Origin of the sequence: Vallitalea pronyensis, from assembly GCF_018141445.1 — a bacterium.
GTDB lineage: Bacteria > Bacillota > Clostridia > Lachnospirales > Vallitaleaceae > Vallitalea > Vallitalea pronyensis.
This window is the reverse complement of record NZ_CP058649.1, coordinates 3,219,047-3,244,930: the sequence shown is the minus strand read 5'-3', so window position 1 is coordinate 3,244,930 and position 25,884 is coordinate 3,219,047. Positions and strand designations below refer to the sequence as shown.

The window sequence follows — 25,884 nt, the reverse complement described above, 5'->3', positions numbered from 1 at the left end:
CTTATGTGATAATATAAATGCTTCAACCAGTAGCTGGTTGAAGCATCCGTATGCTTATTCTGCTTTTTTTGCTTCTGGCGCTGCTTCTTCTATATGATTTTGTGCTCCTTGGTTCGCTTCTACAACAGCATCAGCCATCTTAGATACGATTAGTTTAACCGCTCTAATAGCATCATCATTACCAGGGATTACATAGTCTACTTCGTCTGGGTCACAGTTTGTATCAACGATTGATACAATTGGAATACCTAAAATATGTGCTTCTTGAATAGCAATCTTTTCTTTTCTTGGATCAACAATGAACATAACATCTGGCACGTCTTTCATTTCTTTGATTCCGCCGAGATTTTTCTCTAGTTTATCCATTTGAAGCTTTAACTTAATGACTTCTTTTTTAGGTAAGACATCAAAGGTACCATCTTCTTGCATCTTTTCTAAGTCTTTTAGACGCTTAATACGTGTTTGAATTGTTTTGAAGTTCGTGAGCATACCACCTAACCATCTTTGGTTAACGTAGAACATACCACAACGCTCTGCTTCTGTTTTAATAGCATCTTGAGCTTGCTTCTTTGTACCTACAAAAAGTACATTTCCGCCATCAGCAACCACGTCTTTGATTGCATTATATGCATCGTCAACTTTACCTACTGTCTTTTGTAAATCGATGATGTAAATCCCGTTTCTCTCAGTATAAATATACTCAGCCATTTTAGGGTTCCATCTTCTGGTTTGATGTCCGAAATGAACACCAGCTTCTAATAATTGTTTCATTGAAATTACACTCATGTTGTACCTCCATCATTTTGGTTTTTTTCTTCCGCATTTATCATCTTTTTAGAAAACCAGTTAAGGCACCTTTCTAAAAATCAAAAATACGTGTTTTTTCACGACTGCTAGTATATCATAAGTCCTTCAAATAATCAAGCCATTTTACTATCTAATTTGTAAAATTTTTCATAGCTTCTTTAAAACTACTGTTAACATGGAATATGTATGTACCGGTTTTGATTTTTTGTGCATAGCCTTGCATCATGAGATATCTGTCGAATTCGTCAATATCATGAACAACACCATTGTTATACAAAAGTGTTGCCACATCTTTAGAGGTCATGCCATAGTTAATGGTCAGTTCTACCGTCGCTCGTTGATCCGTCGTAACCTCTTCATCTGCTTTTCCTTCGGAATCCTTCTCCATTAACTCATCTTGTTCCTGATTATTTGATGGATCATCTTTTTCATCTTCATTCATTTGTTGATCTTCTGCCTCTAACTCTTTCATGATTTCCTGTCTCAGGCTTTGACGAAATTCAGTTTCCCATAAAGGTTTAGCATCTTTTTCAAAGATCATTCCAAGTTGTTTAGCTTGTTCAATCACTTGCTCACTAGCCATGGTTTGATCCATAGTACTTTTAATCATACCTAAATTTTCTGCCCTGGCAATAATGTCTTCGTCACTGAGGTCTTCTGACTTATTGGGAGTGGCTAGATAAAAAATAGAGGCTGTAAGAATCAAAGCCGTACCAAAACCTCTTAAAAAATACTTGTGTTTACTCATATAAGCACCTCTTTAACGTCTATTGATACATTCCTTTTCTCGAATGATTATTTTATGCCTAAATCCAATATTAATTTTACTTCCCCTTTACCAATATTTAATGATTGTGCAATCTCTGTCACACTATGACCTTCTTTATAGAGATCAAATATTTCTTTATTATTTTCTACTATCTTATGATTAAGGGTATGTGCAGGTTCACTAATGTCCGGTGTTGCACTTTTATGGTATGATACTGCCGCTTTTTCTTCTGCCTTACTGGACTTATCTGTTATATGTTTTAAGTTTTTTTCTTTCTCTGTAATAAGTTGATACAAAAATAATAGTTCTTTATGTTGATCACTGATTTCCTTTTTTATAAAAGAAGCATAATCGTTTAATTCTAGGATTTTCTGATTCACTTCATTCATGATATCGGCTTCATCCATGGATGCCATAGGTGGTGAAATAGGTACCATTGGTTCTGGATTATGAATCATTTCTTTATCTTTTTTATCTTTAATAAAAAAGCTTATACCAATAAACATAATACCAACCAAAATGGACAATATCACCAATATACTCATAGCTGTACCTTGCATGTTCATACCTCCAACGTTCAATGATTTAAACGCCACATCATAACGAAGGTATATGATATGATGTGATCATCCTTGAAATCCATTGAACTCAATCTGACTTATATTCTTATATCAATGTGATGTCTACTTGGACTCTTTCCAGATTCTTTTTTATTTTTATGCTTCCCGTTTCTTTTACCATGATAAGTATTTTTACCTTTTTTCCTTGCATCAGCCTCGTTATTAAATTTTTCATTCTCATTTGATTTAATGACTTGTTGGTTTTTATCCTTTACCTGCTGTTTTACCGTTTGAGCAATTTGATCTTGATTCACATGCGCTTTTTGTTGTTCAAGATGACGAATGCTAGCAACTTTTTGAGTCTTAGGTATCATAACCTGCATATCTAAAGGTTTAATTGACATAAGATTCCTCCCCTTTAGGGGCAAACGCATTCTTCCTCTAGCCCCTGTATCAACTTTTATAGATTGGTTACTTTGATATCTGCACCGTCTTGGTACATGACACAGTATTTAATGGGTTCTCTTACATAGTATTTTACATTACCAATGGATACACGTACCCCTGAATGAATATTACCAATGACTTTTATTTTACCCTGATTTTTGTGGCTGAGTTCTTCCGTCAATTCTTCCAATCTTTTTTGGTTGTTTTTTAGTTTATTGCTTACAAATATTTTGCTTCGTGTTGCGGATACGAGCATTTCTTTTTTATTATCATCTAAGCTGCCCTGCATATTTTTCCTTTTGCTGAGTAACGTAATAATCTGGGTAAGCTTAATTTCTTCTTCTAATAATGATTTGACATCTTTTTGTAGCTGATTGAGTTCATCCATATAAGCTGGGTCTACACCTACATCAAGATTCGTAATGGTTTCCATATGTGAGCCAATTACTTTTGCTCGAATTTCTATTCCTGAACGGACGGAGCCACCAGAAATTAATCCTTTTCTACCTTCTACAACCACTTCACCTTTACAGGATACATCACTGTGGAGTATGGCATCGCTATGAACACACCCGCCAGCTGTTACGTTACTATTTTCTATGTACTTAGCCATGACGTTACCACCAGCTTTAATCACTGCTCGGTCCATGCCTTGAATACCTCTATGTAATATAATATTGCCTTCTGCCTCAATATAAGCACCTTCAACAACACCACTTACTTCCACGTCACCTTTAGCTTTTATGGTATATCCTGTTAATACATTTCCTCGCACAAGTACTGTACCAAGAAATTCAATATCGCCTGTGGAATTATCAATATTCCCCGATATCTCTAAATAATTAAGAACGATTACCTTTCCATCATCAATTTTAACTTGACCATCCGTTAAGGCATACAAGGTACCTTCTTTTACTTTTGTGTTTTTACCAAAAAACAATTTTTCAGGTTTTACTTTTGCTGGAGGGATATCTTGATCAAAAATATTTTTACCAGGTATCCCTTCTTCTTCAGGTATTAACTTGGCTAAAGCATCACCTTGTTTCACATTAGTGATAATATTTAATTTGTGATAATCCATTGTACCGTCTTCGTTCATATGTGGCTTTATTTTCTTTTGGGTATCAAATAGGTACTCTATTCTTCCATTTTTACCTTCAACAGGTGCTAATCCTTTGGCTACTTCAATGTCTTTACAATAAATTTTATCTTCTATTAACCTATCAATGGCTTCATGGTCGATGCCAAAGGCAATGTTTCTTTTTTCCAATTCAGATAAAATATCTTCTTTTACAAGGGCTTCACCTTCACCTATGGCTGAAAAAAGCCTCACATATGCATGTAATCTATCTGATGATATATTAATTTCCATTGTCTCATCTGTGGACACAATAACTGCTTCTGATAGCTTAATTTCTTTTTCTTCTCTTAAGGTTCTTAATGTTGCAACCAATAAATCATAGTCGTAGTCCCTAATCTTCTTATGGTCTAATGTGCGCATAATATCGTCGATTTCAATTTTTTTCCCTTGCTCCGTAGGTGGACTCAATGTAACATATAGCCCATCCTCTTTGTTTGTTAAATAAAAATACCCATCATATACTTGATCTGACATCTTATCACTCCCCTAAAAACCTGCCAGTAACTCTACATTATTCCCCAGCCTCTTCTTCATTTTTTTTAATGCTTTTGTATGAATTTGAGAAATTCTTGACTCTGATACCCCGAGTATATGACTTATTTCTTTTAGTGTTAGTTCCTCATAATAGTAAAACATAATGACTTTTTTTTCATTATCTAATAAATTTTCTATAACTTGAGTCAAAATTTCTCTTAATTCATGTTTCTCAACAACCCTTTCCGGTTGTGTATAGCGAGAATTGTTCATGGGTTCAATTCTAAGTTCGCTTCCTTGTTCAATGTATTCCTCTAAAGATGTCAAAGTAAGTAATTTGGTCTGATTCATCCATTTTATGTATTCATCATCGGTAATGTTAAGTTCTTTTGCAATCTCTTCATCTGTTGCAGGACGACCCAGTGTATTCTCTAGCTTGGTCGTTGCATGATCGATTTGCTTTTGCTTTTTACGAAGGGATCTTGGAATCCAGTCCATACGTCTTATATTATCGAGTATGGCACCTCTGATTCGTAATGAGGCATAGGTTTCAAACTTGACTCCTTTGTCAAAATTATACTTATCAATAGCATCAATAAGTCCAAACACCCCATAGCCTACTAGGTCTTCGTATTCCACATTGTTACCTAGGTACATATTAAGTCTGCCAGCAACTAATTTAACAAGCCCTGCATATTCTGTTATGATTTCTTCTTTTAGTCCTGCTGACGGGCTTTTTGAATACTTTTGCCATAACATGGCTTTGCAATTATCATCCATTCTGGCCTCCGTTTACACGCTTATAGGGTGGTTTCATCGTCAATCTTTTGGTCTTCTTTGTCTACATCTTCAGCTTCTTCTAATTCTTTTATACGCAAGATTTCTTCATCCATCTCGCTGAGCTGCCTTGCTTTTTTATTGGTTTCAACCTGAACATATATCTTATTTAGTATGCCTTGAATGATAGAACCTATTATAAAAAAGATTAATAGAACAATCATCATTGTAATCGAAAGTTTTTTAAGGTCATAACCGTTAATTAGACCTAAGATACTGACAATAATCCCTGCTACAAGCATAATGATTATGTGAAAATTTCTTACCATACTACGTACCATCCTTATATGATTTTATTCTCTTTCCCTATTGTCTTAATAAATAAGTCACCGGTATCTGTATAAAACTCGATTGTTCTACCATAATTTTTTCCCGTATCTTGACCAAGTATCTTTATGCCTAACCGTCTTAATATTTTAACAGATGCTTCTACGTTTCTATCCCCTATTCTCATTAAATCATTACTTGTTTTAAACGAGAACATTTGTGCTCCCCCAGCTAATTTTGCTACAAGTCTATTTTTACTTGCTCCTAATCTTACCATATCATCAATTAATTTATTAATTCCTGTATCTGCAAACTTTGCTACATTGCTATTGTTTTTAATTTGAGTACTATCGGGTAGCATAATATGTGCTAATCCTCCTATTTTTTTTAGAGGGTCATAGAGCACGATGCCAACACATGATCCGAGTCCTAGTGTCGTTAAAATGCCTGGAGATAAGCATGCATTTAAATCTGCCATGCCTACTTTAATTTTGTCATTCATAGGCTAAGCTGTAATACCTAGTGATGTGAGAATTGTACCATAAGACTTCACGTCAGGAATCAATATAAAATTCCCAAAAACCTTATGTTCTCCTTCACCAAAGCCAGTTTGTATTAAAAGTGCTTTATCCCCAATTTTTCCAAACTCAATAGCTGGTACGCTTAATATTGCCCCTGCCATATCAATAGCCATATGTGGAACAGATGGATGAATTCTTAAATTTGTTAATGATGATAGTGATGATAAATAAGCCCCTGTAATGATATTCCCAATTTCCTGTAGTGCAGATAAATCCATTTCTGAAAATTCTTCAAAGGTATTGAGTGCTTTTCCCATAAGAAGATTCACAAGATTATGTGCCGAAGTGGTTTCAAGAACGAACATCATCATACCCTTTATTTCACCTTCTACGGCTAATAAGATACCAACCACTTGATTTTCCGCTCCACCTAATATATCGGATAATTCTTTGAATTCCAATATTCTAACTTTTGGAACGCTCATATCCACTTTTTTATTAATCATTTGAGAAAGGGCAGTTGTTGCATTTCCTGCCCCTATATTCCCAATTTCTTTTAATACATCCAGATGTATGTTATCTAACGTATCAATATTAATATTATCCATTGCTTTACTCATTCCCTTCATATAGACAAGCATCATGCCGTATTTTTCAGAATACCTTATTGATGTCTATATTGCCTAATCGTTGGTATTGATTAATCCATCAAGGTTAAGAAGTGTTACCAATTCTTGGTCTATTTTTCCAACACCTTGCACATAGATACCTTTCTCATCATTGGCATCTTTTGATATTTTTTCAATAGCATCATCCGTGAGATTAATCACTTCTTTCACTTCATCTACAATAATACCCATAGGATTGCCATCTAATTTAACAATAATAATACGTGTATTGTGGGTATATTCATCAGCTTCTAGACCAAATTTTAGTCTTAAACTCATAACTGGAATAATGTCGCCTCTTAAATTGATAACCCCTTTAATATAATAAGGTGCTTTGGGTACTCTTGTAATGCTTAACATTCTCTCAATGTTTTGCACATATTGAATGTTCACGCCATATTGCTCATGTCCAATTGATGCAACAATAAACTTTTTAATTGCTTGATTCATTTCTTCCATATTCGGCCCTCCAATTACACTAATGTATTAATGTCCAGAATTAAGGCTACTTCTCCATCACCAAGAATGGTTGCTCCTGCAATTAATTTAATATTGGATAAGTATTTTCCAAGTGTCTTAATAACAATTTCTTGTTGCCCAATTAAGGAGTCGACGACGATACCTGCTTGTTTTTCTCCTTTATTAACAATAACAACTGTCAGTGACTGTCTATCTGGATCAATTTCTTCAATATCTAATTTTTCATGTAGCCTCACAATTGGAATAACATGACCACGAAGATTAATCACCTCTTGGTTCTGAATGTATTTGATATGCGCTACCTCTACATCTTCAATGTTCTGGATTGTGTTAAGAGGTATTGCATATTTCTCATCACCTAGATTAACCATTAATGCTTGTATAATTGCAAGTGTTAGTGGCAATCTTATGATAAACTTACTACCTTTATTGATTTCTGTTTTAACCTCAATATCGCCACCAAGAGCTTCAATCTTCGTCTTAACTACGTCAAGACCTACACCCCTGCCTGATACATCTGAGATTTTTTCTGCTGTACTAAAACTTGGTCTAAACAGCAATTGGATAATTTCTTGATCGGTCATGCTGTCTGCTTGATCTTCTGAAATTGTCCCATTTTTAATGGCTTTATTTTTAATGTGTAAAACGTCAATCCCTTTTCCATCGTCATTGACTTCAATGATAACATTGTTGCCGTCTTGATAAGCTCTAAGGTGAATATTACCCACTGGGTCTTTACCAGATTGTACTCTTACATCAGGCGTTTCAAGACCATGATCCCCTGCATTTCGAAGTAAGTGCACTAATGGGTCGCCTATTTCGTCAATAACTGTACGGTCAAGCTCTGTTTCTTCCCCTGACATATGTAATTCAATATTTTTGTTTAGCTGCCTTGATAAATCACGTATTAACCTTGGGAAACGATTAAATACACGTTCAATAGGTACCATACGCACTTTCATAACAGCATCATGTAAGTTGGTGGTGATACGTTCCAAGTACTCAATTTGCTCATTAAAGTTCTGACTTGCATTTTTTAATTCAATGGTTTCTAGACCATTTTTAATTATAATCAGTTCACTTACAAGATTCATTAAGGTATCTAATCTTTCAATATCTACTCTTACTGTTCGATTGGTTTTAGGTTTAATACCTGTTGCTTTAGCATTACTATCTTTTGTGCCTGTTTTCTTTTTACGTGTTGATTTTTGCTGATTGTCTTCTTTTGCAGCTTCGACTGGTTCTATAGGAATAATGATCTCATCGGTTAGTACATCGGTTACCTCTGCTACTGAACGTAATTCAGAAGTGATTTTTTCCATATTTTCTTTTGTCACAATAAATGTTGTAAAACGATCATCAAATTTCTCATCTTCAATGTCTTGTACTGCAGGATGAGATTTAATGACTTGTCCTAATTTTTCTAAAGTCCTAAATACAATAAATGCTCGTGCTGATTTTAATACACAACCCTCACTGATAAAAATAGTGATGCCATATACTTTGAAATTTTCTAGGTACGCTTTCTGTATGGCATTCTTTTCAAAATCAGTAAAACTCATCTGCAAATGTTGACGTTTATCAGCATCGGATACAGCTGCCTCTACTTGGCTAGGTAAGCTGTCTTGAACAGGCTCAATGGCAATGGCTTCTGCCGTTGCAGCTACCTCTGCTGTTACTGTTGTATTATCCTGTCCACCTTCTAATATAGCATTCAGTTTATTAATAATCTTATGATTATCCTTATCGCCTTCTGAACCCGATTCTATAATGGATTCCACATATTGCTCTAATGCATCAAGACATTGGAATAATATATCAAGTAATTCAGCTGTTACAGCGATATTACCATTTCTAATTTCAGATAACACATTTTCCATATCATGGGTAAGCTTCTGCATACGTTTATATCCCATGGTAGCTGCCATACCTTTTAGTGTATGCGCAACACGAAAAACTTCATTGATGAGTTCTACATTTTCTGTGTTTTTCTCAAGTTCTAATAAGGATTCATTTAGGCTCTGTAAATGCTCTTTTGATTCTTCAATAAATATCTCTAGATATTGACTTATATCCATCTTAAAGCACCCCCACTTTCTTAAGTATAGCATCAGATATTGATTCTAATGGAATGACTTCATCCGCTATGCCTCCTTTGACAACAGCTTTTGGCATTCCATAAACAACACACGTTTCTTCATTCTGCGCAATAATATGAATGGCTTTATGATCCCTTATACGTTTAAGTCCTTCACTTCCATCAACACCCATCCCTGTCATGATAACACCTACCAAATCATTCGTATGTGCATCTACCAAGGAATTCATCATCACATCTACTGCAGGTCGATGTCCTTTTAATGGTTCCTCGTTTGATAGCTTAATCATCAATCGACACTGTCTATCTTGTACAATTTTCATGTGATAATTTCCTGGAGCAATATAGGCTTTACCTTTTTCAATGATATCATTATCCTCTGCCTCTTTTACCTCTATAGCACTTAATTGATTTAACCGATCAGCTAAGGACTTGGTAAAACCTGCTGGCATATGTTGTACAATAACGATGCCCGCATCTAAATTGGCCGGTAAATACGGTAATACATATTGTAATGCTCTAGGACCACCAGTGGAACATCCAATGGCAACTAGCTTGTTCATGCCAGGACAACCACTTTTCCTCTGATTGTTTAATGAACGTGATGTTTGCTTAAGGATACGGGTAACTGGCTTATTCTGAATCATCGGTGTTTGGGTATTGGCTGCCATAAGAAGCTTGGCAATTAATACTTCACGCATTTCTTCTGTATTTACCTTGAATATATTCTGGGGTTTTGTCACAAAATCAATGGCACCTGATTCTAACGCTTTTATGGTTTCTGCTTTTCCTTCCATAGCTAATGTACTCATGACAATAACAGGCACATGTATACTCTTTTGCTTAAGTAGTTCAAGCATTTCTAACCCTGTCATAATAGGCATTTCTATGTCTAATGTCACCACATCAGGTTGTAAGGTTTGTATTTTTTCTAAGCCATCTTTACCGTTTCTTGCCGTTCCTATTACTTCACATCTTGAATCACTTGTAATTATATCAGATATAACTCTTCTCATGAATGCAGAGTCATCAATCACCAATATTTTTTTCTTCATGTCCATCTTATCACAGTCCTTTTTGGCGTTTTCGTCGTTTACGCTGCTCTTCAAATATATATTTAATGATGATTTCCCTATCTTCATTGGCTATATCATCAAACATGACTCTGGTTTCATAGCGCATGGTCTCAAAATCAATAATTCTTGAGTCCACGACTTGACCAATGATTTCTAGCCTCTTAATCTCCTCATCAATGACTAAATCAAATTGACAGGTCACTTCTGGATTCGTTTCATAGTGAATCTTCGATGTGAAACGTAAGCCACCACCACTAATATCGACGACAAGACCATGGTGCCATTCTTCGCTTTCTTTTTCAGAAAAGCTGATGGGCATAATACAATCCAATCTAAAATATTGACGACGCTGACTTTTAATTAATTCTGACTCTATGGATAGGGTAATTAGGTATAATTGATTTTTTTTTGTACGTTTACTTACTTTAGCTTTACAATTAAATAAACCGCCCTTGGTGTAGATGGAAATCATATAGGATGTTCCTATTTCAAGGGGAATAATCTTACCATTTTCTACAGGAGCTGAAATAATAAGCTCATCATCGACAATATCTTGAATAATACTCACATATATTTTTTGATTTTCATAGGGTTCATTCCTATTAAACTTACTCCTGGATATTTCAATTTTGTCACCTAATGATAATGCTTTATGAATCATCGTAATACCACCTTACTTATTTCTGAATTTCATTAAATGATTAAATACACTGCGAAGTCCAACATCTTTCTTCGTTGAATAACTATTATTGGATAACACATTGTCTGAAACAACTTCAAAAGCTTTTGCTACTTTGGATTTTGGGTATAACATGGATACAGGTTTTTGCTCAATCACCGCTTTTGTTAAATGTTGATCCTGAGGTAAAAATCCAATATTTTTTAGTTCCATGTCCAAAAATTTGTTGGTCACTTTGTTGAGTTTTTTGTATATCTCTAACCCTTCAGATTCACTGGATACACGATTAACAAGTAAGTTGATATGCGCTCCTTGGTATTCTTTTCGTTTTCTGTTTCGTAGAGCTTTTAACACGGCATAAGCATCTGTGATGGATGTAGGTTCTGGGGTTGTGACAAGTATCACTTCATTGGAAGTAATGATAAAATCAAGAACAGAATCGGATATACCTGCACCTGTGTCAATGATAATAATATCTGCCAAGTGATCAAGTTCCAACAATTTCTCATTAAGGAAATTAAGTTGCGTTTTGGATAGATGAACTAATTCTTGTACACCAGAACCTCCAGACACAAAATTAATCCCGAGAGGACCAGAGGTTAATACATCTTCCATACTCATACCGTTGTAAATCATATCAAACAGATTGTATCTTGGTATAATGCCGAAGATTACTTCAATATTAGCAAGTCCAAAATCCGCATCAAATATAACAACCTTTTTGCCCTTTCGTCTAAAATTAATGGCAAGATTGACAGAAACATTGGATTTTCCTACACCGCCTTTTCCACTCGTTACGGTAATCACTTTGGCAGTGCTTTGTGGTGTCACGGCTTTTTGTTTTTGTCGCATTAAGTTTCTAAGATTAGTAGCCTGGTCCATCACTGCTGTGTCCTCCTAAAATGGATTTTGCAATGTCATGAGGATTCAACTCTGTAAAATCATCTGGTACATTTTGTCCAAAAGTTATGTACGACATGGTTGCCCCAATCCGGTGTCTAACATTCAGTATGTTACCCATACATGTGGATTCGTCTAGCTTTGAAAAAATAAGTTTATAATCTGCAATTTCTTGATACTTGTTAGCTATATGCATTAAATCCTTGTACTTGGTTGTTGCACTAAGTACAAGAAATACTTCCTTATCTGGTATACCATTAAGCAGTGCCTTAATATCTGCCTGCCATTCATTATTCTTATGTGACCGACCTGCTGTATCGATCATAATGAGATCTTTATCTCCAAAACCATCAATGGAACCTTGAACTTCTTCATTGGTATAAACCACATCTACTGGAATATTCAAGATATTCCCATATGTTCTTAATTGCTCCACAGCGGCAATACGATAAGTATCTGCTGTAATAAGACCTACATTCATGTTTTGGTTAATGCTATAGTGGGATGCCAGTTTAGCTATGGTTGTGGTTTTGCCAACACCTGTAGGACCCATAAATACGACAATCTTAGGCGTATTTCCTTCAAGATTGATGGGTTCAATATCCCCTATCTCATCAATGATACGCTGATAAATAATAGCGATCAAATCTTTCATCTGAACAGTGCCCTTGGATAACGATTCATTCAATCCAAACATCAATTTATTGATAACTTTTTCATCCACTTCATTCTCAAGTAATTGCTCATAAATGAGATTTACCAGTGGAAAATTCTGAGTGTGTATGGATGTCTCTACTTGTTGAGGTTCTGCTGCACTTACTTCGGTATGTCTTACATCATTCTTTTTCAATAACTGTTCTATTTTTGTTATTTTTTCTTCCATTTCAGATGTTTTTGATTGATAATGATAATCACCAAGAGCTTCTAATTGTGATTTGAATGTCTCTTTTTCTTTTCCATTCCCTTTGGCCGCTTTTTCGTCAAGAGCTGCTGTAATCTGAACATATGGTTTTTTGAACAACTTAACGATACCTTTTGGTCTCACAGTTTTAACACTAACAATCAAAGCATTTTTACCAAACTCTTCTTTTACTTGAAGCATGGCTTCTGTTTCTGTCCTTGCTTCGAATTGTTTTATTTTCAACTAACACTCACCATCCCTACTGATTGTATTTCTGCCTGAGAGTCTAACTCATTATAAGATAAAATAATCAAATCAGGAAACTGCTCTTCTGTTAAACGTCTAAAGTATATACGTACAATAGGTGATGTCAGTAGAATCGGCGATCTTCCTATGGATATGAGTTTATTTATTTCTTGTTCTACGCTTTCGTATACTTTAGCTGTTATTTCAGGGTCTAAGGCTAAGTAGGTACCCTGTTCTGTCTGTTTAACACTATCCATAATCATTTGCTCTAAACTAGGGTCCAGTGTAATAACACTGTTACTGTCATTTTCGTTTAAGAAACTTGATGATATAGCCCTTTTTAAGCTTTGTCTTGCATACTCCGTTAAGATATCTGTATCGCGACTGGTCACAGCATTATCGGCTAATGATTCAAATATCGTTACTAAATCTCTTATGGTTATGCCTTCATTAAGTAAATTCATGAGTACTTTTTGAACTTCACCAACACTTAATAGTTTGGGTACTAATTCGTCCACCAAAGTTGGATGGCTCTCCTTAACATTGTTAATAAGTGTTTGAACATCTTGTCTTGTGGTAAGTTCATCCAGATGCTTCTTAATGACTTCTGTTAAGTGGGTTGCGATAATTGAGGGTGGGTCAACAACGGTATAGCCTAATGTTTCAGCACGCTCTCTTTGGGTTTCTGTAATCCATATTGCTGGCAGATTAAATGCTGGTTCAACAGTTTCTATACCATCCATCTCTTCTTCAACAAAACCTGGATTCATGGCCATATAATGGTCAAAGAGTATTTCGCCTTCTGCTACCTTTACCCCTTTCACTTTAACAATGTATTGATTAGGATTAAGTTGAATATTATCCCTAAGCCGAATGATGGGAACCACTGCACCAAGTTCTATGGCTATCTGACGTCTAATCATCACAACACGATCGAGTAAATCGCCACCTTGATTAGCATCTGCTAGTGGTATTATACCATATCCAAACTCAAGTTCTATAGGATCAACATGGAGTAAGGATACTACATTCTCTGGTCGTCTAATTTCCTCAGCTTCTATGTCTTCCGTAGAGATTTCATGTTCCACTGCTTGAATCTGCAACGTATTTTGAATTTTCCATGCTGCAACAATGACCAATACACCTGTCCCAGAAACAATAAGTGTGGGTAATGGTGTGAAAAGGCCTAGAAAGACCAACACCCCACCCGTTAAAAATAATACTTTGGGAAGGGAAAACAGTTGACTTGAGAGTTGATCACTTAGATCAACTTCTTTGGATACTTTGGTCACAAGGATACCTGTTGATAAGGAAATTAACAAGGCTGGTATCTGACTTACAAGACCATCACCTATGGTTAGTATGGTGTACGTAGTCATTGCTTCTTCAATAGGTAAATTGAGCCTTGTGACACCTATAATTAAACCACCTGCTATATTAATAACTGTAATCAGCAGGCCTGCTATGGCATCACCCTTCACAAATTTACTTGCCCCATCCATTGATCCATAGAAAGACGCTTCATCCTGTATTTTCTGTCGTCTTTCCCTTGCTTGCATCTCATCAATTAGACCCGAATTCAAGTCTGCATCAATGGCCATCTGTTTACCAGGCATGGCATCTAATGTGAAACGCGCTGACACTTCTGCTACCCTTTCAGCACCTTTCGTAATAACCATAAACTGTACAATGACTAATATAATAAACATGACAATACCTACAACGATATCTCCGCCACCAACAAAACTTCCGAAAGTTGCTATGACATCACCAGCTTCACCAGACGATAAGATGGCTCTTGTGGATGAAAAGTTTAATGCCAAACGGTAGATGGTTATAAACAGTAATATAGTTGGAAAGGTAGACATACTCAAAGCTTCTTGTGCAAATAGTGCATTAAATAATATAATAAGCGCTAATGCTATATTGAGTGTAATTAGCAAATCAAGCATCCCCGTGCTCATGGGGATAATCATAATAACAACTGCAAGTATAATAAATAGGCCTAGGATAATATCTCCTACTTTTATCTTCATTGTGTCTAGCCCTCCTTGTTCTTCTTAAGATTGTAGACGAATGCTAATACCTCTGCAACTGTTTGGTACAATTCAGGAGGTATTTCGCCACCGATATCCACCGTATAGTATAGCGTTCTTGCAAGAGGCTTGTTTTCTACAATTTCTATCTCATGGTCTTTAGCAATGCTTTTTATTTTAGCTGCTAATACATCAACACCCTTTGCTATTACCATAGGGGCTAATGATTCTTCAGAATCATATTTTATAGCAACAGCAAAATGTGTTGGATTGGTAATAATCACATCTGCACTGGGTAAATCATGCATCATTCGTCTCATAGCAGCTTCTCGCATTTTTTGACGAATTTTAGATTTTATTTCTGGGTTTCCCTCTGTTTCTTTGTGCTCTTGTTTCACTTCTTGTTTGGTCATCTTTAATTGTTTTTCAAGGGAAAATCTTTGGTAGATATAATCAATGATTGCAATAATTATAAAAAAAGCACCAACTTTTATACCAATATCTAATGCAATATCAGTCATTAATTTGAATGCCTCTAACAAAGATAATTCGTACACATATAGGATAAACCCCTCTTTACCATTAATGCTTAGATAGACAATCACAATAATAATGGTAACCTTAAGCAATGATTTAACAAGTTCCATAACCGATCGTAATGAAAACAATCGTTTAAACCCTTGAATGGGACTCAATTTATTAAATTTAGGTTTCATGGTTTTTAAGGACGGTTTCCATCCAACTTGAAGAAAGTTGCCAATTAAGCCTATCCCTACCACAATGGCAAAAAACGGAAATAATATCTCCATCATGGACATAATGGCATGTTTTAGAATCTCACCAACAAGTTTAACAGATAATTCATTAACAGCTATATCAAAATTCTGATACATGTGATGATATAGTTTATGCAGTCTTTCATATACGTAAGGTATCAATAACTTAATAGCTGTAAACATCACCACAAGCATGAGAGCCGTTGTCACTTCCATACTTTTAGCTACTTGTCCTTCTTCTCTTGCTTTTTCCCTTTTTTTAGGTGTGGCTTTTTCTGTCTTCTCACCAGAATCACCATTAGCAAAAAATTGCAGATGATAAGCTAATGTAAGATTTTTATCTGTGAAATAGGATTTCATCATAGGCTACTCATTCCTTTTACGATTGTATCCACTAGCTTTAACATACGCTCAAAAATCCAATCACTCACATGTGGAAAAACAGCTAGAGTTATCAAGAGTACAACAAGCCCTACCATTAGTTTTAGTGGAAGACCTACAACAAACATGTTCATCTGAGGTGTTGCTCTTGCTAAGATTCCCAATACGACATTTATAATAAGCATGGAACCAATCATAGGCGCTGCAATTTGTAAAGCTATGATAAAAAAGTCCCCAAAAAAGTTAATGATTTCTGTATACAGACCAATTTTAAATGTGGATGTTCCTATGGGAATCCATTCAAAACTATTAACTAACCCTTTGATTAAAATATAGTGTGTATTGGTGGCTAACATCATCAATAATAACAAATAGTAATAGAGGTTACCTGTTATGGTAATTTGCACTTGACTTAACGGGTCAAAAACATTCACCATTGTAAAGCCTATCTGATAGTCAATGAGCTGTCCAGCCAAGGTTATAATGGAAAATGCTAAATATGCACCAAATCCAATAATCCATCCTACAATGAATTCTTTAACAACCAATATGGCATAGGGTATAATCTGAGCACTTGACACATCTAATGTCATCGGTTGAATACTAATCATAATAGCGGCAGTAAAAAACGCTATGGCTATCTTTGTGGTTCTGGGAATATTTCGAATACCAAATAAGGGTACAGCAATAAAAAAACTAATCATACGTACAAAAACAAGTAAAAAAGCATCTAAATATGTAAATGGTTCCTGTAGTAGTAAATCCATGTTTTATCCCCTAATTGACAATAAATGAACCAAAGTTAGCATATAAGTTAGTTATTAAAGTCATCAATTTATTTAACATCCATGGTCCTAATAGCATAAGACCTAAAAAAACAGCAAGAATTTTGGGCACAAAGGCAAGCGTTGGTTCTTGTATAGACGTAACCGTCTGAAAGATACTCACCAGCAAACCTACCGTTAGAGCCAGCAGCAACAATGGTCCTGCCACCATGATAACAGTCATTAATGCCTCTCTTGCCATATCAATAATCATCTCTTGATTCATGAAGAATCATTCCTTTCACAAACTACTTCATCTAAATATCAAAAGCGAAAGGTTTTTACCAACTGTCCAATAATCAGATTCCACCCATCTGCCAAAACAAACAACATCAGTTTAAAGGGTAATGAAATCATGACGGGTGGTAACATCATCATACCCATGGACATTAACGTAGAAGCTACAATCATATCCACCACAATAAACGGTATGTAGATTAAGAAACCTATGATAAATGCCGCTCTAAGTTCGCTAATAATAAATGCTGGAATGAGCGCACTTGTTGGTATATCTTCTATTTCATCAACACTTCTATTCTTGGCAATGTCTAAAAATAACGCCAAATCTTTGTCATTCACTTGTTTAAGCATAAATTCACGTATTGGCTCTAGTCCCTTATCAATAGCTTCTTCTTGTGAAATTTCCCCAGCTGAATAAGGTTGCAGAGCTGAATCGTTAACTTCAAGCATAACAGGTGCCATGATAAACAAGGTCAAAAACAACGCTAAACCTATTAAGACTTGATTTGGAGGCGTCTGCTGAGTAGCTAAAGCAGATCTAACAAAATGCAATACAACAATGATTCTTGTAAAAGACGTCATCATAATTAAAATAGACGGTGCTAATGAAATCAATGTTAAAATAAATAATATCTGTAAGCTTCCTACCACATCTTTACTATCTTCAGCTGCACTTACATTAAGGTCTACTGAAAAAGGAATAGGTGTTTCTGTAGCAAGCACCTTACTTGATGAACATAAGGTTATACCCATAATTATACTAATCAGCACAATTATTTTAAACTGTTTTCTGTATTTGTCCCATATATGCCTCATTCAATCTACTCCGATATGTACATTCTTATTTCTTTTTAAGAAATCGTTCCAACTGTTTATTAAAAGGGAGCACCTGATTCTTCTTATCTGTTGTGTAATGACTCAAATCAATATGCTCTGGATCGATTTCTTTCATAAATGTAATACGATCCTTGGTAATCCCAATTAGAAGATACTCCTCTCCAACCTTAATTAATTGGAGGACTTTTTGAGGACCAACAGAAATGGACTCCAGCTGTTGAATATTTCTGCTATTGCCTTTCTTAATCTGAAAATTACCAAATAATCTGGTTGCAAAATAAGCTCCAAATAACACTAGAATAAACAGCACTAACAGAACAACTAATTGCAACCAATCATTTTGCCCTACAAGAAGTAATGGATTTTTCATTCCTTAACCTATCGCCTTCGATACGGCTTCTATAACCCGTTCGGCTTGGAAAGGTTTCACAATGAAATCCTTTGCTCCAGCTTGAATAGATTCAATAACCATGGCTTGTTGTCCCATTGCAGAACACATAATAATCATCGCTTCGTCATTATTTCCTTTTATAGACTTCACTGCTTCTATACCATCCATTTCTGGCATGGTAATATCCATAATCACTAGATCTGGTTTTAATTCTTTATATTTTTCAACTGCTTTTACGCCATTTTCAGCTTCTCCAACTACGTCATAACCGTTTTTTGTAAGAATGTCCTTAATCATCATTCTCATAAATGCTGCATCATCAACGATTAAAATATTCTTTCCCATTAGCTCTCTCTCCTCTTAATATATTAATTAATTAGGCTGTGCCCGCTGTTTTTAATGATTTCTGTAATACGTATTGCAAAATTTTCATCGATAACAACTACTTCGCCCTTAGCAACATTCTTACCATTGACTAATACATCAATAGGTTCACCAGCAAGTTTTTTGAGTTCAATAATCGTTCCAGGTGCAAACTCTAATATTTCTTTGATTGGCTTACTTGTTCGACCAAGCTCCACAGTGACTTCTAATGGTACATCCATAATCAAATCGATATTTTCCTTCTGCTGAATAACGGCATTAAAGTCAAAATTTTGGAATTGTGCTTGCTGTACATCAATATTTCTAAACTGATTACCTGAATTGTTATACATGTTGTTACCTGCCATTTGATTAAAATTAGGCATTTGGTTAGGCATCTGGTCAGGAATATCCATACGAGGTGCCTGTTGTTGCACTTGCTCAGGTTGTGGCGTAGAAGCTTGCGCTGCTACAACTTCCTCAATACTTTCTTCTGCTTCTCGACTAGCCATAAAATTATCGGAGATTTCTTTTGCAAAATCAATAGGATAGAGTTGCATCATTTCACTATCGACCAGATCCCCTATTTGCATCTTAAAAGATACCTTCAAAAAATCTTTATTTAGAAATTCGATAAACTCTTCATTTTCATCCATATTAAAATCAATAATATTGGATGATGGTGGATTAATGTCAATTTTTTTACCAAACATGGATGACATGGATGTAGCTGCTGAACCAATCATTTGATTCATAGCCTCACTAATAGCACTTAAATGAAGGTCTGTTAATTCTAAATCGGTATTATTGCCTTCTCCACCCATCATAAGATCAGCGATTATCTTTACATCATCTTCATGTAACATGAGTAGGTTGGTACCCTCTAATCCCTCTTTATAAACAATTTGGATTGCTACACAAGGTTTAACAAAATCTTGAGATAGTTTCTCCCAATTACATACCGATACCTGAGGTGTGGTAATCACGACTTTATGATTAACCAAAGAGAACAATGTTGTAGCAGCTGTTCCCATGCTGATATTGGATATTTCACCAATTGCATCTTTTTCAACTTCACCTATTTGTTTGCTTGCATCATCACTACTACTGTCTGTATCATCTAATCCCTTCAGTAGGGCATTTATTTCCTCTTGAGATAACATTTCATCCATCTTTATTCCTCCTCTCTAAGAATAGAAGTAATCTTAACTGCATTTCTATGATTAAAAATACCTGGTTTTCCATAGAATTTTTTAATATTACCTACAAAAACTTCCATTTCTGAATCTACTTTGTTGGAAAGTTTAATAATATCACCTTTTTGAAGATTCACAAAGTCATTCACAGAAATCGTTGAACGTCCCAATACTGTTTTTAAAGGTATCTTAACATTATTGATTTGATGCTCTATGTACTCTTTGTACACCTCTTCATTGGTCTTTTGAATATTAGAAAACCAATATTTTGTATTCAGCTTATCCATAATAGGTTCCAGACATAAATAAGGTATGCAGAAATTCATTAGACCTTCAACTGGACCTATTTTTATATTTAATGTGATAAGTGCTACCACATCTGTTGGTGATATAACCTGAGCAAACTGTGAATTGGTTTCAATCTTTTCCAAACGTGGTGCTACCTTAACAACATTCTTCCATGGCTCTCTTAAATCTTGCAAACATATTACCAATATTTTTTCAATTAACAAAACTTCTATCTCTGAAAAGTCGCGTTCTCTATCTAGGGTGTCCCCTTTACCACCAAGCAATCTATCAATTATAGCATACCCTATATTAACTGATAAATCAACAACAAATGACCCCTTTAAGGGCGAAAAATCAACAACTCCTAACAAAATAGGATTGGATAATGAATTTGCGAAATCAAAGTATGATATGGCTTCTGAATTGATCACATCTACTTGTATTGCCGTTCTTAAATAAGCTGGCAAAGTGGTTGAAATCAATCGTGCATAATGCTCAAAAATAATCTCCAATGTACGAAGTTGCTCTTTAGAAAACTTAGATGGTCTTGCAAAGTCGTAATCTTTAATTTGTTTTTCACTGGCATTAGAACGATATTCATCAACATCTAACTCACCTGTATTCAGGGCGTTCAGCAGATCATCAATTTCGTTTTGAGATAAGACCTCACCCATACCTTCACCTCCTATCAGTAAGTAATCATGTGTTCATACTTCATTCAACTTATCCATATACCTAACGATATAAGAAATCACGAATGTACACATTATCCAGTGTATCCGTTTGTAATAATTCAATCATCAACACATAAATTTCCTTTGCTATTATATCTTGACTATCTGGCCTTAGCATTTCTTCAACTGATTTTGTTTTTAAGAGACCTGATATTTTAGATTTAATGACGTTTTTTTGTTCTTCAAGAAGCTCTTTCGTAGCTTCTAACTGCTTGTCTTTTTTATCCAACATAAAACCAACATAAAACGTAAAACTCATGGTTTTCTCAGGGTCACTGGTTGAGTTAAGCTGAAGTACAATGTTGTCTGTCTCATAAGATTCTATTTGTGTTAGAGGTAAATTGCCTGGCTCTCTTGTGGACTCCATGACTTCTGTTTTTTTATCCATGGCTTTCACAAGCATATATCCAGATATGATTGAAAGTATGATTGAACACACAATTAGAACGACACCTATCACTAAAACGGATTTACCACTAGCTTCATTTACTTTAGGTATTTTCTCTTTTTTTTCTTTAGCCATCTTTGTTCACCTCTATTCTTCTAGATCATTTAATGGATCAATGTTATTATATTCTTCTGTAATAAGCTTAATTTCAACACGTCTGTTGATACCTCTACCTACTTCCGTTGCATTATCGGCTATAGGACGATACTCTCCATACCCTGTTGCTGCAATCTTAGAAGGATCTATACCATGTTCACGAATGAGACGATAACCTACTGCTATGGCTCTGGCCTGAGATAACTCCCAGTTACTTGGATATCTTGCTGTGTTGATAGGGCGATTATCTGTATGTCCTTCTATTTGTATGGTCTTATCACTGATGTACTCCATAATCTTAAGAGAAACAACATCTACTAAGCGAACAGCATCCGTTGTTAACTTAGCATAACCACTTTCAAATAGAATTTCACCTTCTATGGTTAGTTTAATAATGTTTGAGTTATATTCAATCTTTACTACACTTTCATAGCCTTGTTTCTTCAAATACTCATTAATATCTTCTGCATCTTTTTTGGCTTCTTCTAACTTACTCTCAATTTCTATACTCTCTTCGCCCTCTTGTTCAAGAGGAATCTTCTTATCGAATATGATTTCAATACCATTAATCTGACTAATGCCATTGGATATAAGATCATTTTGGGTTACTGCTGTTCCCCCTGGCATGACATCTACACGGTTTTGAAAAGAGTTAAGCGCTGCCTTAAACTTAGCCACATCAATGCTCGACATGGAAAAAAGTAAAACGAAGAAACAAAGCAACAATGTTACCATATCCCCATATGTAGCCATCCATCCTGGTAAACCAACGTTACCGATTTTGGCTTTCCTTTTTTTAGGCATTATTTTCACCTTCTTGAGCGTCATCTTCGCTAATTTCATCTCTTAGACGTGGTGCTAAGAATGCTTTTAATTTTTCCTCAATAACACGAGGGTTTTCTCCAGCTTGTATGGATAATAAACCTTCAATGGCTACCTCTTTGAGTAATATTTCTGCTTCACTAATCACCTTCATTTTATTGGCTATTGGTAATGCTAAGAAGTTAGCAAGTACCGACCCATATAAAGTTGTCAGTAATGCTACAGACATACTGGGACCAATTGTACTTGGATCATTCATGTTCTGCAACATCTTAATTAAACCGATTAGTGTTCCAATCATACCCCATGCTGGTCCATATTCACCTACTTTATTCCAAAAACCTTGTACATATTTATGTCTTCCTTCGACAAAAATAATTTCTGTTTCTAGAATATTTCTCACTAATTCTGGATCGGTACCATCAACAATTAATAGAATACCTTTCTTCATGAACTCATCATCGATGGATTCTGCCGCTTCCTCTAGTGCAAGCAACCCTTCTTTTCTAGCAATGTTGGATAGTTCAATAATCTTTCGAATGATTTCTCCTTCATTTAACTGTTTATTCCTAAAAATCAATGTCACCGATTTAACAGAATTAATAAAATCAGCTAAAGGAAAAGAAATTAATGTTGCTGAAAAAGTTCCTCCAAATGTAATCATAACTGATGCTAATTGTCCAAAATCTGCAAGATTACCTTTATCTTGGAGAATGGCTGCTACGATGAAGAAAACCCCTGCAATAAGACCGCCTATAGTAGCTAAATCCAATGTTCTCACCTCGCTTTATTGCTTCTCATCTAAAGTACATACATTACTACTTCATCTTCTATAGCTATGATACTGCATCCATAAGGGTTTATCGCTTTCGCCATACACCCTATATGATGTATCACTTTAACCGTTATCATGACCTTCACGTAATCGCTTTGACAGATAGGTTTTGTAACGGATAATTTTTTCAATGATTTCTTTTGATGATTCTTTCGCAATGATCTTCTTACCAGTTGTTAACGTAATAATGGTATTGGGTGTTTCTTCTATGACTTCAATAAGATCACAGTTTACCACGACTTCTTCATCATTAAGCTTGGTTACATAAATCATGTCATCACCCTTTTTTATAGAATAGCGACTAGAACCTAGCCACTATTCTATCTATTGGTATTGCATAGGTTACAACTTATTTACCAGTTATCGCTTAAGGTTAACCAACTCTTGCAGCATTTCATCTGACGATGTAATGATTCTTGAATTCGCTTGGAAACCTCTTTGAGTGGTAATCATCTCGGTGAATTCTCTTGATAAATCCACATTGGACATTTCAAGAACACCGCCGTTAAGAGCACCACCATCGGATTGTGGGTCTGTTCCAATACCATCGAACTCACCTGAGTTAGTGGTTACTTGGAATAGGTTGTTTCCGACTTTTTGTAGACCTGCTGGGTTTTGGAATTTTGCAACAACTACTTGGCCTAATATTTTAGACTCGCCATTGGTATAGGAACCATTGATAATACCATCTGGACCAATGTTGAATCCTGATAAAGCTCCTACTTTATTACCAGCGTTTAAACCGTTTATGTCACCTGCTTTTCCAGTGGCAGTTGTCTCCTTGTCGAATAGGGTTAATTGGGTGACGTCAACTGATACATTACTAAATTTTGCACTACCACCATCAATATTAGTAATATCAAACGTGCTAAGTGCAGTAGTATCCACTTTACCATTATTATCAAAAGTTATGACAACACTCGCTGGGTTAAGCGTTGATGTTATTGAGTTACCATCAGAATCTTGTATTCCATGATTATTATCAATTGTCAAGACATACTCATCAGGAGTAACAGTACCACCTGGTGCATTCTCTTTTATTCTAGCATTAACGGTATAGCGATAGCCTTGAGAATCATAAATATCAAAGGTTACAAGGACACCGTCCTTTAAATGTGATATATTTGAATCATTTTTGTTGAGATTTCCAAAAACAGTCGCAGCAGATGTTTTTGATGGCTCGGAGTACAAATTCTCAGGCTTCATAATCTGTATCTTAGATACTTCACCTTTGTTGATGTTGCCTGTAGTAGAGTCCACTGGCCATCCCATCACATTAAGCCCTTCTGGATTAGCTAGATTACCTGCATTATCAATACGAAAAGCACCGGCTCTAGAAAAGCGATAGCCTCCAGGACCATGTAATACAAAGAATCCATCACCTTCTATCTTCATATCCAGTGGGTTATCTGTTCTCTGTGCCGCCCCTTCAGTCATTAATGTATCAATGGATGCTATATTAGCACCTAGACCTACTTGCATGGGGTTTCGACCACCTAATTTATCCGATGCTGCACTAGCACCTTGTAAGGTTTGACTAAAGATTTCATTGAATGTCACACGACCTGCTTTAAACCCAGCAGTGTTGACATTGGAGATGTTATTACCAATAACATCCATTTTGGTTTGGTGTATTCTTAAACCTGAAACACCAGAATACATTGAACGCATCATTGCGCATAACCTCCTTCATCTGTGCTGTCTTATCTCATCAATCAGTCAGAGATAAGAAACTTCCTCCTTGAGGTCCAGTTTATAAAATGACAGCACCATCAATATTCGTAAATACTTTGTTATCTTGCTCCGACTTTTCCATAGCTGTTACAACGACTTTGTTCTTCACATTGATTACGAGAGCTACATCATCAATCAGTACGAGAGATTCCTTAATGCCTTTTACGTCTGCTTGATGAATCCCTTCATTAATACGCTTTAATTGGTCATTGGACAATTGAATATTCCTAGCATGTAAGCGTGTATTCGCATGCTTTGAAAAGCTCACCTCTTGCCGCTTTTGTAATTGCTCTTGCAGTACTTGATTAAAAGCTTCTGCTTTTTTTGACGTACTCTTAGGCAATCCTGACTGTTTAATATTTACAGCATTATGTACCTTATACATGGATGGATTAATCTTCATGTTAGTCACCTGCTTCTATTTGAACATATTTATGCATGGGGTTATGGAGTCGTATTACCTGAATTATCGTTAGAATCATCATCTGAATCATCTTCATCCGGTGCAACTTTGTCTTGAATTTTTTCCAAATCTTTTTTAATTTCTTCAACACTCTTATAGAGTTCAATCATATCAATTGGTGCTAATACAGCTTCAACTTTTTCCAGTTGTAAATCAACAGGGGTCTCTACATCAGGCATTTTAACCTTTAAGAAGACTTTACCATTTTGCATAAAAACGCCCGTTACCATACCAGCCACTGGATTAACTTTGTTAGTGTTGGGGTCTAATACTGTCCCAAACACTTCTTTGTTCATAAGCGTATAAGCTTGTGATATGGATACACCCTTGTTCATGTTTTGCATTTGCTCCAGTGAAGAGAATTGAGCCATCTGAGCTAGAAATTGTTCATTTTTTGTTGGATTAAGGGGATCTTGGTACTGCATTTGTTTAACCAGAAGATTTAAAAATGCATCCTTATCCAAATCATTCCTCGTGTCTGTTTTATATGTGCTAACGCCAAACTTTGTCATGATATCATTTGTTACATTTTGTGGACCTGCCATCTTA

General features: G+C 35.5%; 31 protein-coding genes. All 31 read right to left on the bottom strand.

Annotated elements, in window-relative coordinates:
* Window positions 1–54: 54 nt before the first annotated feature.
* Window positions 55–786, bottom strand: coding sequence for a 30S ribosomal protein S2 (gene rpsB / locus HZI73_RS13605; protein WP_212693936.1), 732 nt, complete (start codon window positions 784–786; stop codon window positions 55–57).
* A 151-nt stretch (window positions 787–937) separates the two neighbouring features.
* Complete coding sequence (locus HZI73_RS13600) at window positions 938–1,555, bottom strand: hypothetical protein (protein WP_212693935.1); 618 nt, start codon at window positions 1,553–1,555, stop codon at window positions 938–940.
* A 47-nt stretch (window positions 1,556–1,602) separates the two neighbouring features.
* Window positions 1,603–2,136 (bottom strand): DUF6115 domain-containing protein, encoded by a 534-nt coding sequence (locus tag HZI73_RS13595; protein ID WP_212693934.1) that lies wholly within the window; start codon window positions 2,134–2,136, stop codon window positions 1,603–1,605.
* Window positions 2,137–2,234: 98 nt separating this feature from the next.
* On the bottom strand, window positions 2,235–2,540 hold the full coding sequence (locus tag HZI73_RS13590; RefSeq protein ID WP_212693933.1) for a hypothetical protein: 306 nt from the start codon (window positions 2,538–2,540) through the stop codon (window positions 2,235–2,237).
* 56 nt (window positions 2,541–2,596) lie between these two features.
* Window positions 2,597–4,198, bottom strand: coding sequence for a DUF342 domain-containing protein (locus HZI73_RS13585; RefSeq protein ID WP_212693932.1), 1,602 nt, complete (start codon window positions 4,196–4,198; stop codon window positions 2,597–2,599).
* Window positions 4,199–4,210: 12 nt separating this feature from the next.
* A complete protein-coding gene (locus HZI73_RS13580; protein ID WP_212693931.1) occupies window positions 4,211–4,978 on the bottom strand; it encodes a sigma-70 family RNA polymerase sigma factor in 768 nt (255 codons plus the stop codon).
* A gap of 20 nt (window positions 4,979–4,998) precedes the next feature.
* Entirely contained in the window at window positions 4,999–5,304 is a 306-nt protein-coding gene (locus HZI73_RS13575; protein WP_212693930.1) for a hypothetical protein, read from the bottom strand.
* 14 nt (window positions 5,305–5,318) lie between these two features.
* A complete protein-coding gene (locus HZI73_RS13570) occupies window positions 5,319–5,804 on the bottom strand; it encodes a chemotaxis protein CheD (protein ID WP_212693929.1) in 486 nt (161 codons plus the stop codon).
* Between the two features lie 3 nt (window positions 5,805–5,807).
* Window positions 5,808–6,431, bottom strand: coding sequence for a chemotaxis protein CheC (locus tag HZI73_RS13565; protein WP_212698801.1), 624 nt, complete (start codon window positions 6,429–6,431; stop codon window positions 5,808–5,810).
* 75 nt (window positions 6,432–6,506) lie between these two features.
* Window positions 6,507–6,950: a chemotaxis protein CheW gene (locus tag HZI73_RS13560; protein WP_212693928.1), complete on the bottom strand. Its 444-nt coding sequence runs from the start codon at window positions 6,948–6,950 to the stop codon at window positions 6,507–6,509.
* A 14-nt stretch (window positions 6,951–6,964) separates the two neighbouring features.
* Window positions 6,965–9,049 carry a chemotaxis protein CheA gene (locus HZI73_RS13555; protein WP_212693927.1) on the bottom strand — a complete coding sequence of 695 codons (2,085 nt, stop codon included), beginning with the start codon at window positions 9,047–9,049 and terminating at the stop codon, window positions 6,965–6,967.
* A 1-nt stretch (window position 9,050) separates the two neighbouring features.
* The gene (locus HZI73_RS13550; protein WP_246552150.1) at window positions 9,051–10,178 is read right to left on the bottom strand and encodes a protein-glutamate methylesterase/protein-glutamine glutaminase; all 1,128 of its coding nucleotides are present in this window, start codon (window positions 10,176–10,178) and stop codon (window positions 9,051–9,053) included.
* Complete coding sequence (locus HZI73_RS13545) at window positions 10,135–10,806, bottom strand: flagellar brake protein (RefSeq protein ID WP_212693926.1); 672 nt, start codon at window positions 10,804–10,806, stop codon at window positions 10,135–10,137. Before HZI73_RS13545 ends, HZI73_RS13550 begins: the two co-directional genes overlap by 44 nt.
* Window positions 10,807–10,818: 12 nt before the next feature.
* Window positions 10,819–11,706 carry a MinD/ParA family protein gene (locus tag HZI73_RS13540; RefSeq protein WP_212698799.1) on the bottom strand — a complete coding sequence of 296 codons (888 nt, stop codon included), beginning with the start codon at window positions 11,704–11,706 and terminating at the stop codon, window positions 10,819–10,821.
* On the bottom strand, window positions 11,690–12,868 hold the full coding sequence (gene flhF / locus HZI73_RS13535) for a flagellar biosynthesis protein FlhF (protein WP_212693925.1): 1,179 nt from the start codon (window positions 12,866–12,868) through the stop codon (window positions 11,690–11,692). Before flhF ends, HZI73_RS13540 begins: the two co-directional genes overlap by 17 nt.
* Window positions 12,865–14,907: a flagellar biosynthesis protein FlhA gene (flhA, locus tag HZI73_RS13530; protein ID WP_212693924.1), complete on the bottom strand. Its 2,043-nt coding sequence runs from the start codon at window positions 14,905–14,907 to the stop codon at window positions 12,865–12,867. The genes flhF and flhA overlap by 4 nt, the downstream gene beginning before the upstream one ends.
* 5 nt (window positions 14,908–14,912) lie before the next feature.
* Window positions 14,913–16,046: a flagellar biosynthesis protein FlhB gene (gene flhB / locus HZI73_RS13525; protein WP_246552148.1), complete on the bottom strand. Its 1,134-nt coding sequence runs from the start codon at window positions 16,044–16,046 to the stop codon at window positions 14,913–14,915.
* Entirely contained in the window at window positions 16,043–16,831 is a 789-nt protein-coding gene (gene fliR, locus HZI73_RS13520) for a flagellar biosynthetic protein FliR (protein WP_212693923.1), read from the bottom strand. The genes flhB and fliR overlap by 4 nt, the downstream gene beginning before the upstream one ends.
* Before the next feature lie 10 nt (window positions 16,832–16,841).
* Window positions 16,842–17,114, bottom strand: a complete 273-nt coding sequence (fliQ, locus tag HZI73_RS13515; protein WP_212693922.1) for a flagellar biosynthesis protein FliQ — start codon at window positions 17,112–17,114, stop codon at window positions 16,842–16,844.
* Window positions 17,115–17,152: 38 nt separating this feature from the next.
* On the bottom strand, window positions 17,153–17,944 hold the full coding sequence (gene fliP, locus HZI73_RS13510) for a flagellar type III secretion system pore protein FliP (protein WP_212693921.1): 792 nt from the start codon (window positions 17,942–17,944) through the stop codon (window positions 17,153–17,155).
* Between the two features lie 25 nt (window positions 17,945–17,969).
* Window positions 17,970–18,335 (bottom strand): flagellar biosynthetic protein FliO, encoded by a 366-nt coding sequence (gene fliO / locus HZI73_RS13505; protein WP_212693920.1) that lies wholly within the window; start codon window positions 18,333–18,335, stop codon window positions 17,970–17,972.
* Between the two features lie 3 nt (window positions 18,336–18,338).
* The gene (locus HZI73_RS13500) at window positions 18,339–18,701 is read right to left on the bottom strand and encodes a response regulator (protein ID WP_212693919.1); all 363 of its coding nucleotides are present in this window, start codon (window positions 18,699–18,701) and stop codon (window positions 18,339–18,341) included.
* A 23-nt stretch (window positions 18,702–18,724) separates the two neighbouring features.
* Window positions 18,725–19,891 carry a flagellar motor switch phosphatase FliY gene (gene fliY / locus HZI73_RS13495; protein ID WP_212693918.1) on the bottom strand — a complete coding sequence of 389 codons (1,167 nt, stop codon included), beginning with the start codon at window positions 19,889–19,891 and terminating at the stop codon, window positions 18,725–18,727.
* Window positions 19,892–19,893: 2 nt separating this feature from the next.
* Window positions 19,894–20,877: a flagellar motor switch protein FliM gene (fliM, locus tag HZI73_RS13490; RefSeq protein WP_212693917.1), complete on the bottom strand. Its 984-nt coding sequence runs from the start codon at window positions 20,875–20,877 to the stop codon at window positions 19,894–19,896.
* Between the two features lie 61 nt (window positions 20,878–20,938).
* On the bottom strand, window positions 20,939–21,460 hold the full coding sequence (locus HZI73_RS13485) for a hypothetical protein (RefSeq protein ID WP_212693916.1): 522 nt from the start codon (window positions 21,458–21,460) through the stop codon (window positions 20,939–20,941).
* 12 nt (window positions 21,461–21,472) lie between these two features.
* Window positions 21,473–22,285, bottom strand: coding sequence for a flagellar motor protein MotB (locus HZI73_RS13480; protein WP_212693915.1), 813 nt, complete (start codon window positions 22,283–22,285; stop codon window positions 21,473–21,475).
* The gene (locus tag HZI73_RS13475) at window positions 22,278–23,075 is read right to left on the bottom strand and encodes a motility protein A (RefSeq protein ID WP_212693914.1); all 798 of its coding nucleotides are present in this window, start codon (window positions 23,073–23,075) and stop codon (window positions 22,278–22,280) included. The genes HZI73_RS13480 and HZI73_RS13475 overlap by 8 nt, the downstream gene beginning before the upstream one ends.
* Window positions 23,076–23,201: 126 nt before the next feature.
* A complete protein-coding gene (locus HZI73_RS13470) occupies window positions 23,202–23,411 on the bottom strand; it encodes a flagellar FlbD family protein (protein ID WP_212693913.1) in 210 nt (69 codons plus the stop codon).
* A gap of 87 nt (window positions 23,412–23,498) precedes the next feature.
* Entirely contained in the window at window positions 23,499–24,812 is a 1,314-nt protein-coding gene (locus tag HZI73_RS13465; RefSeq protein WP_212693912.1) for a flagellar hook protein FlgE, read from the bottom strand.
* Window positions 24,813–24,891: 79 nt separating this feature from the next.
* Window positions 24,892–25,275 (bottom strand): TIGR02530 family flagellar biosynthesis protein, encoded by a 384-nt coding sequence (locus tag HZI73_RS13460; protein WP_212693911.1) that lies wholly within the window; start codon window positions 25,273–25,275, stop codon window positions 24,892–24,894.
* Window positions 25,276–25,316: 41 nt separating this feature from the next.
* Window positions 25,317–25,880 (bottom strand): flagellar hook capping FlgD N-terminal domain-containing protein, encoded by a 564-nt coding sequence (locus tag HZI73_RS13455; protein WP_212693910.1) that lies wholly within the window; start codon window positions 25,878–25,880, stop codon window positions 25,317–25,319.
* Window positions 25,881–25,884 lie beyond the last annotated feature (4 nt).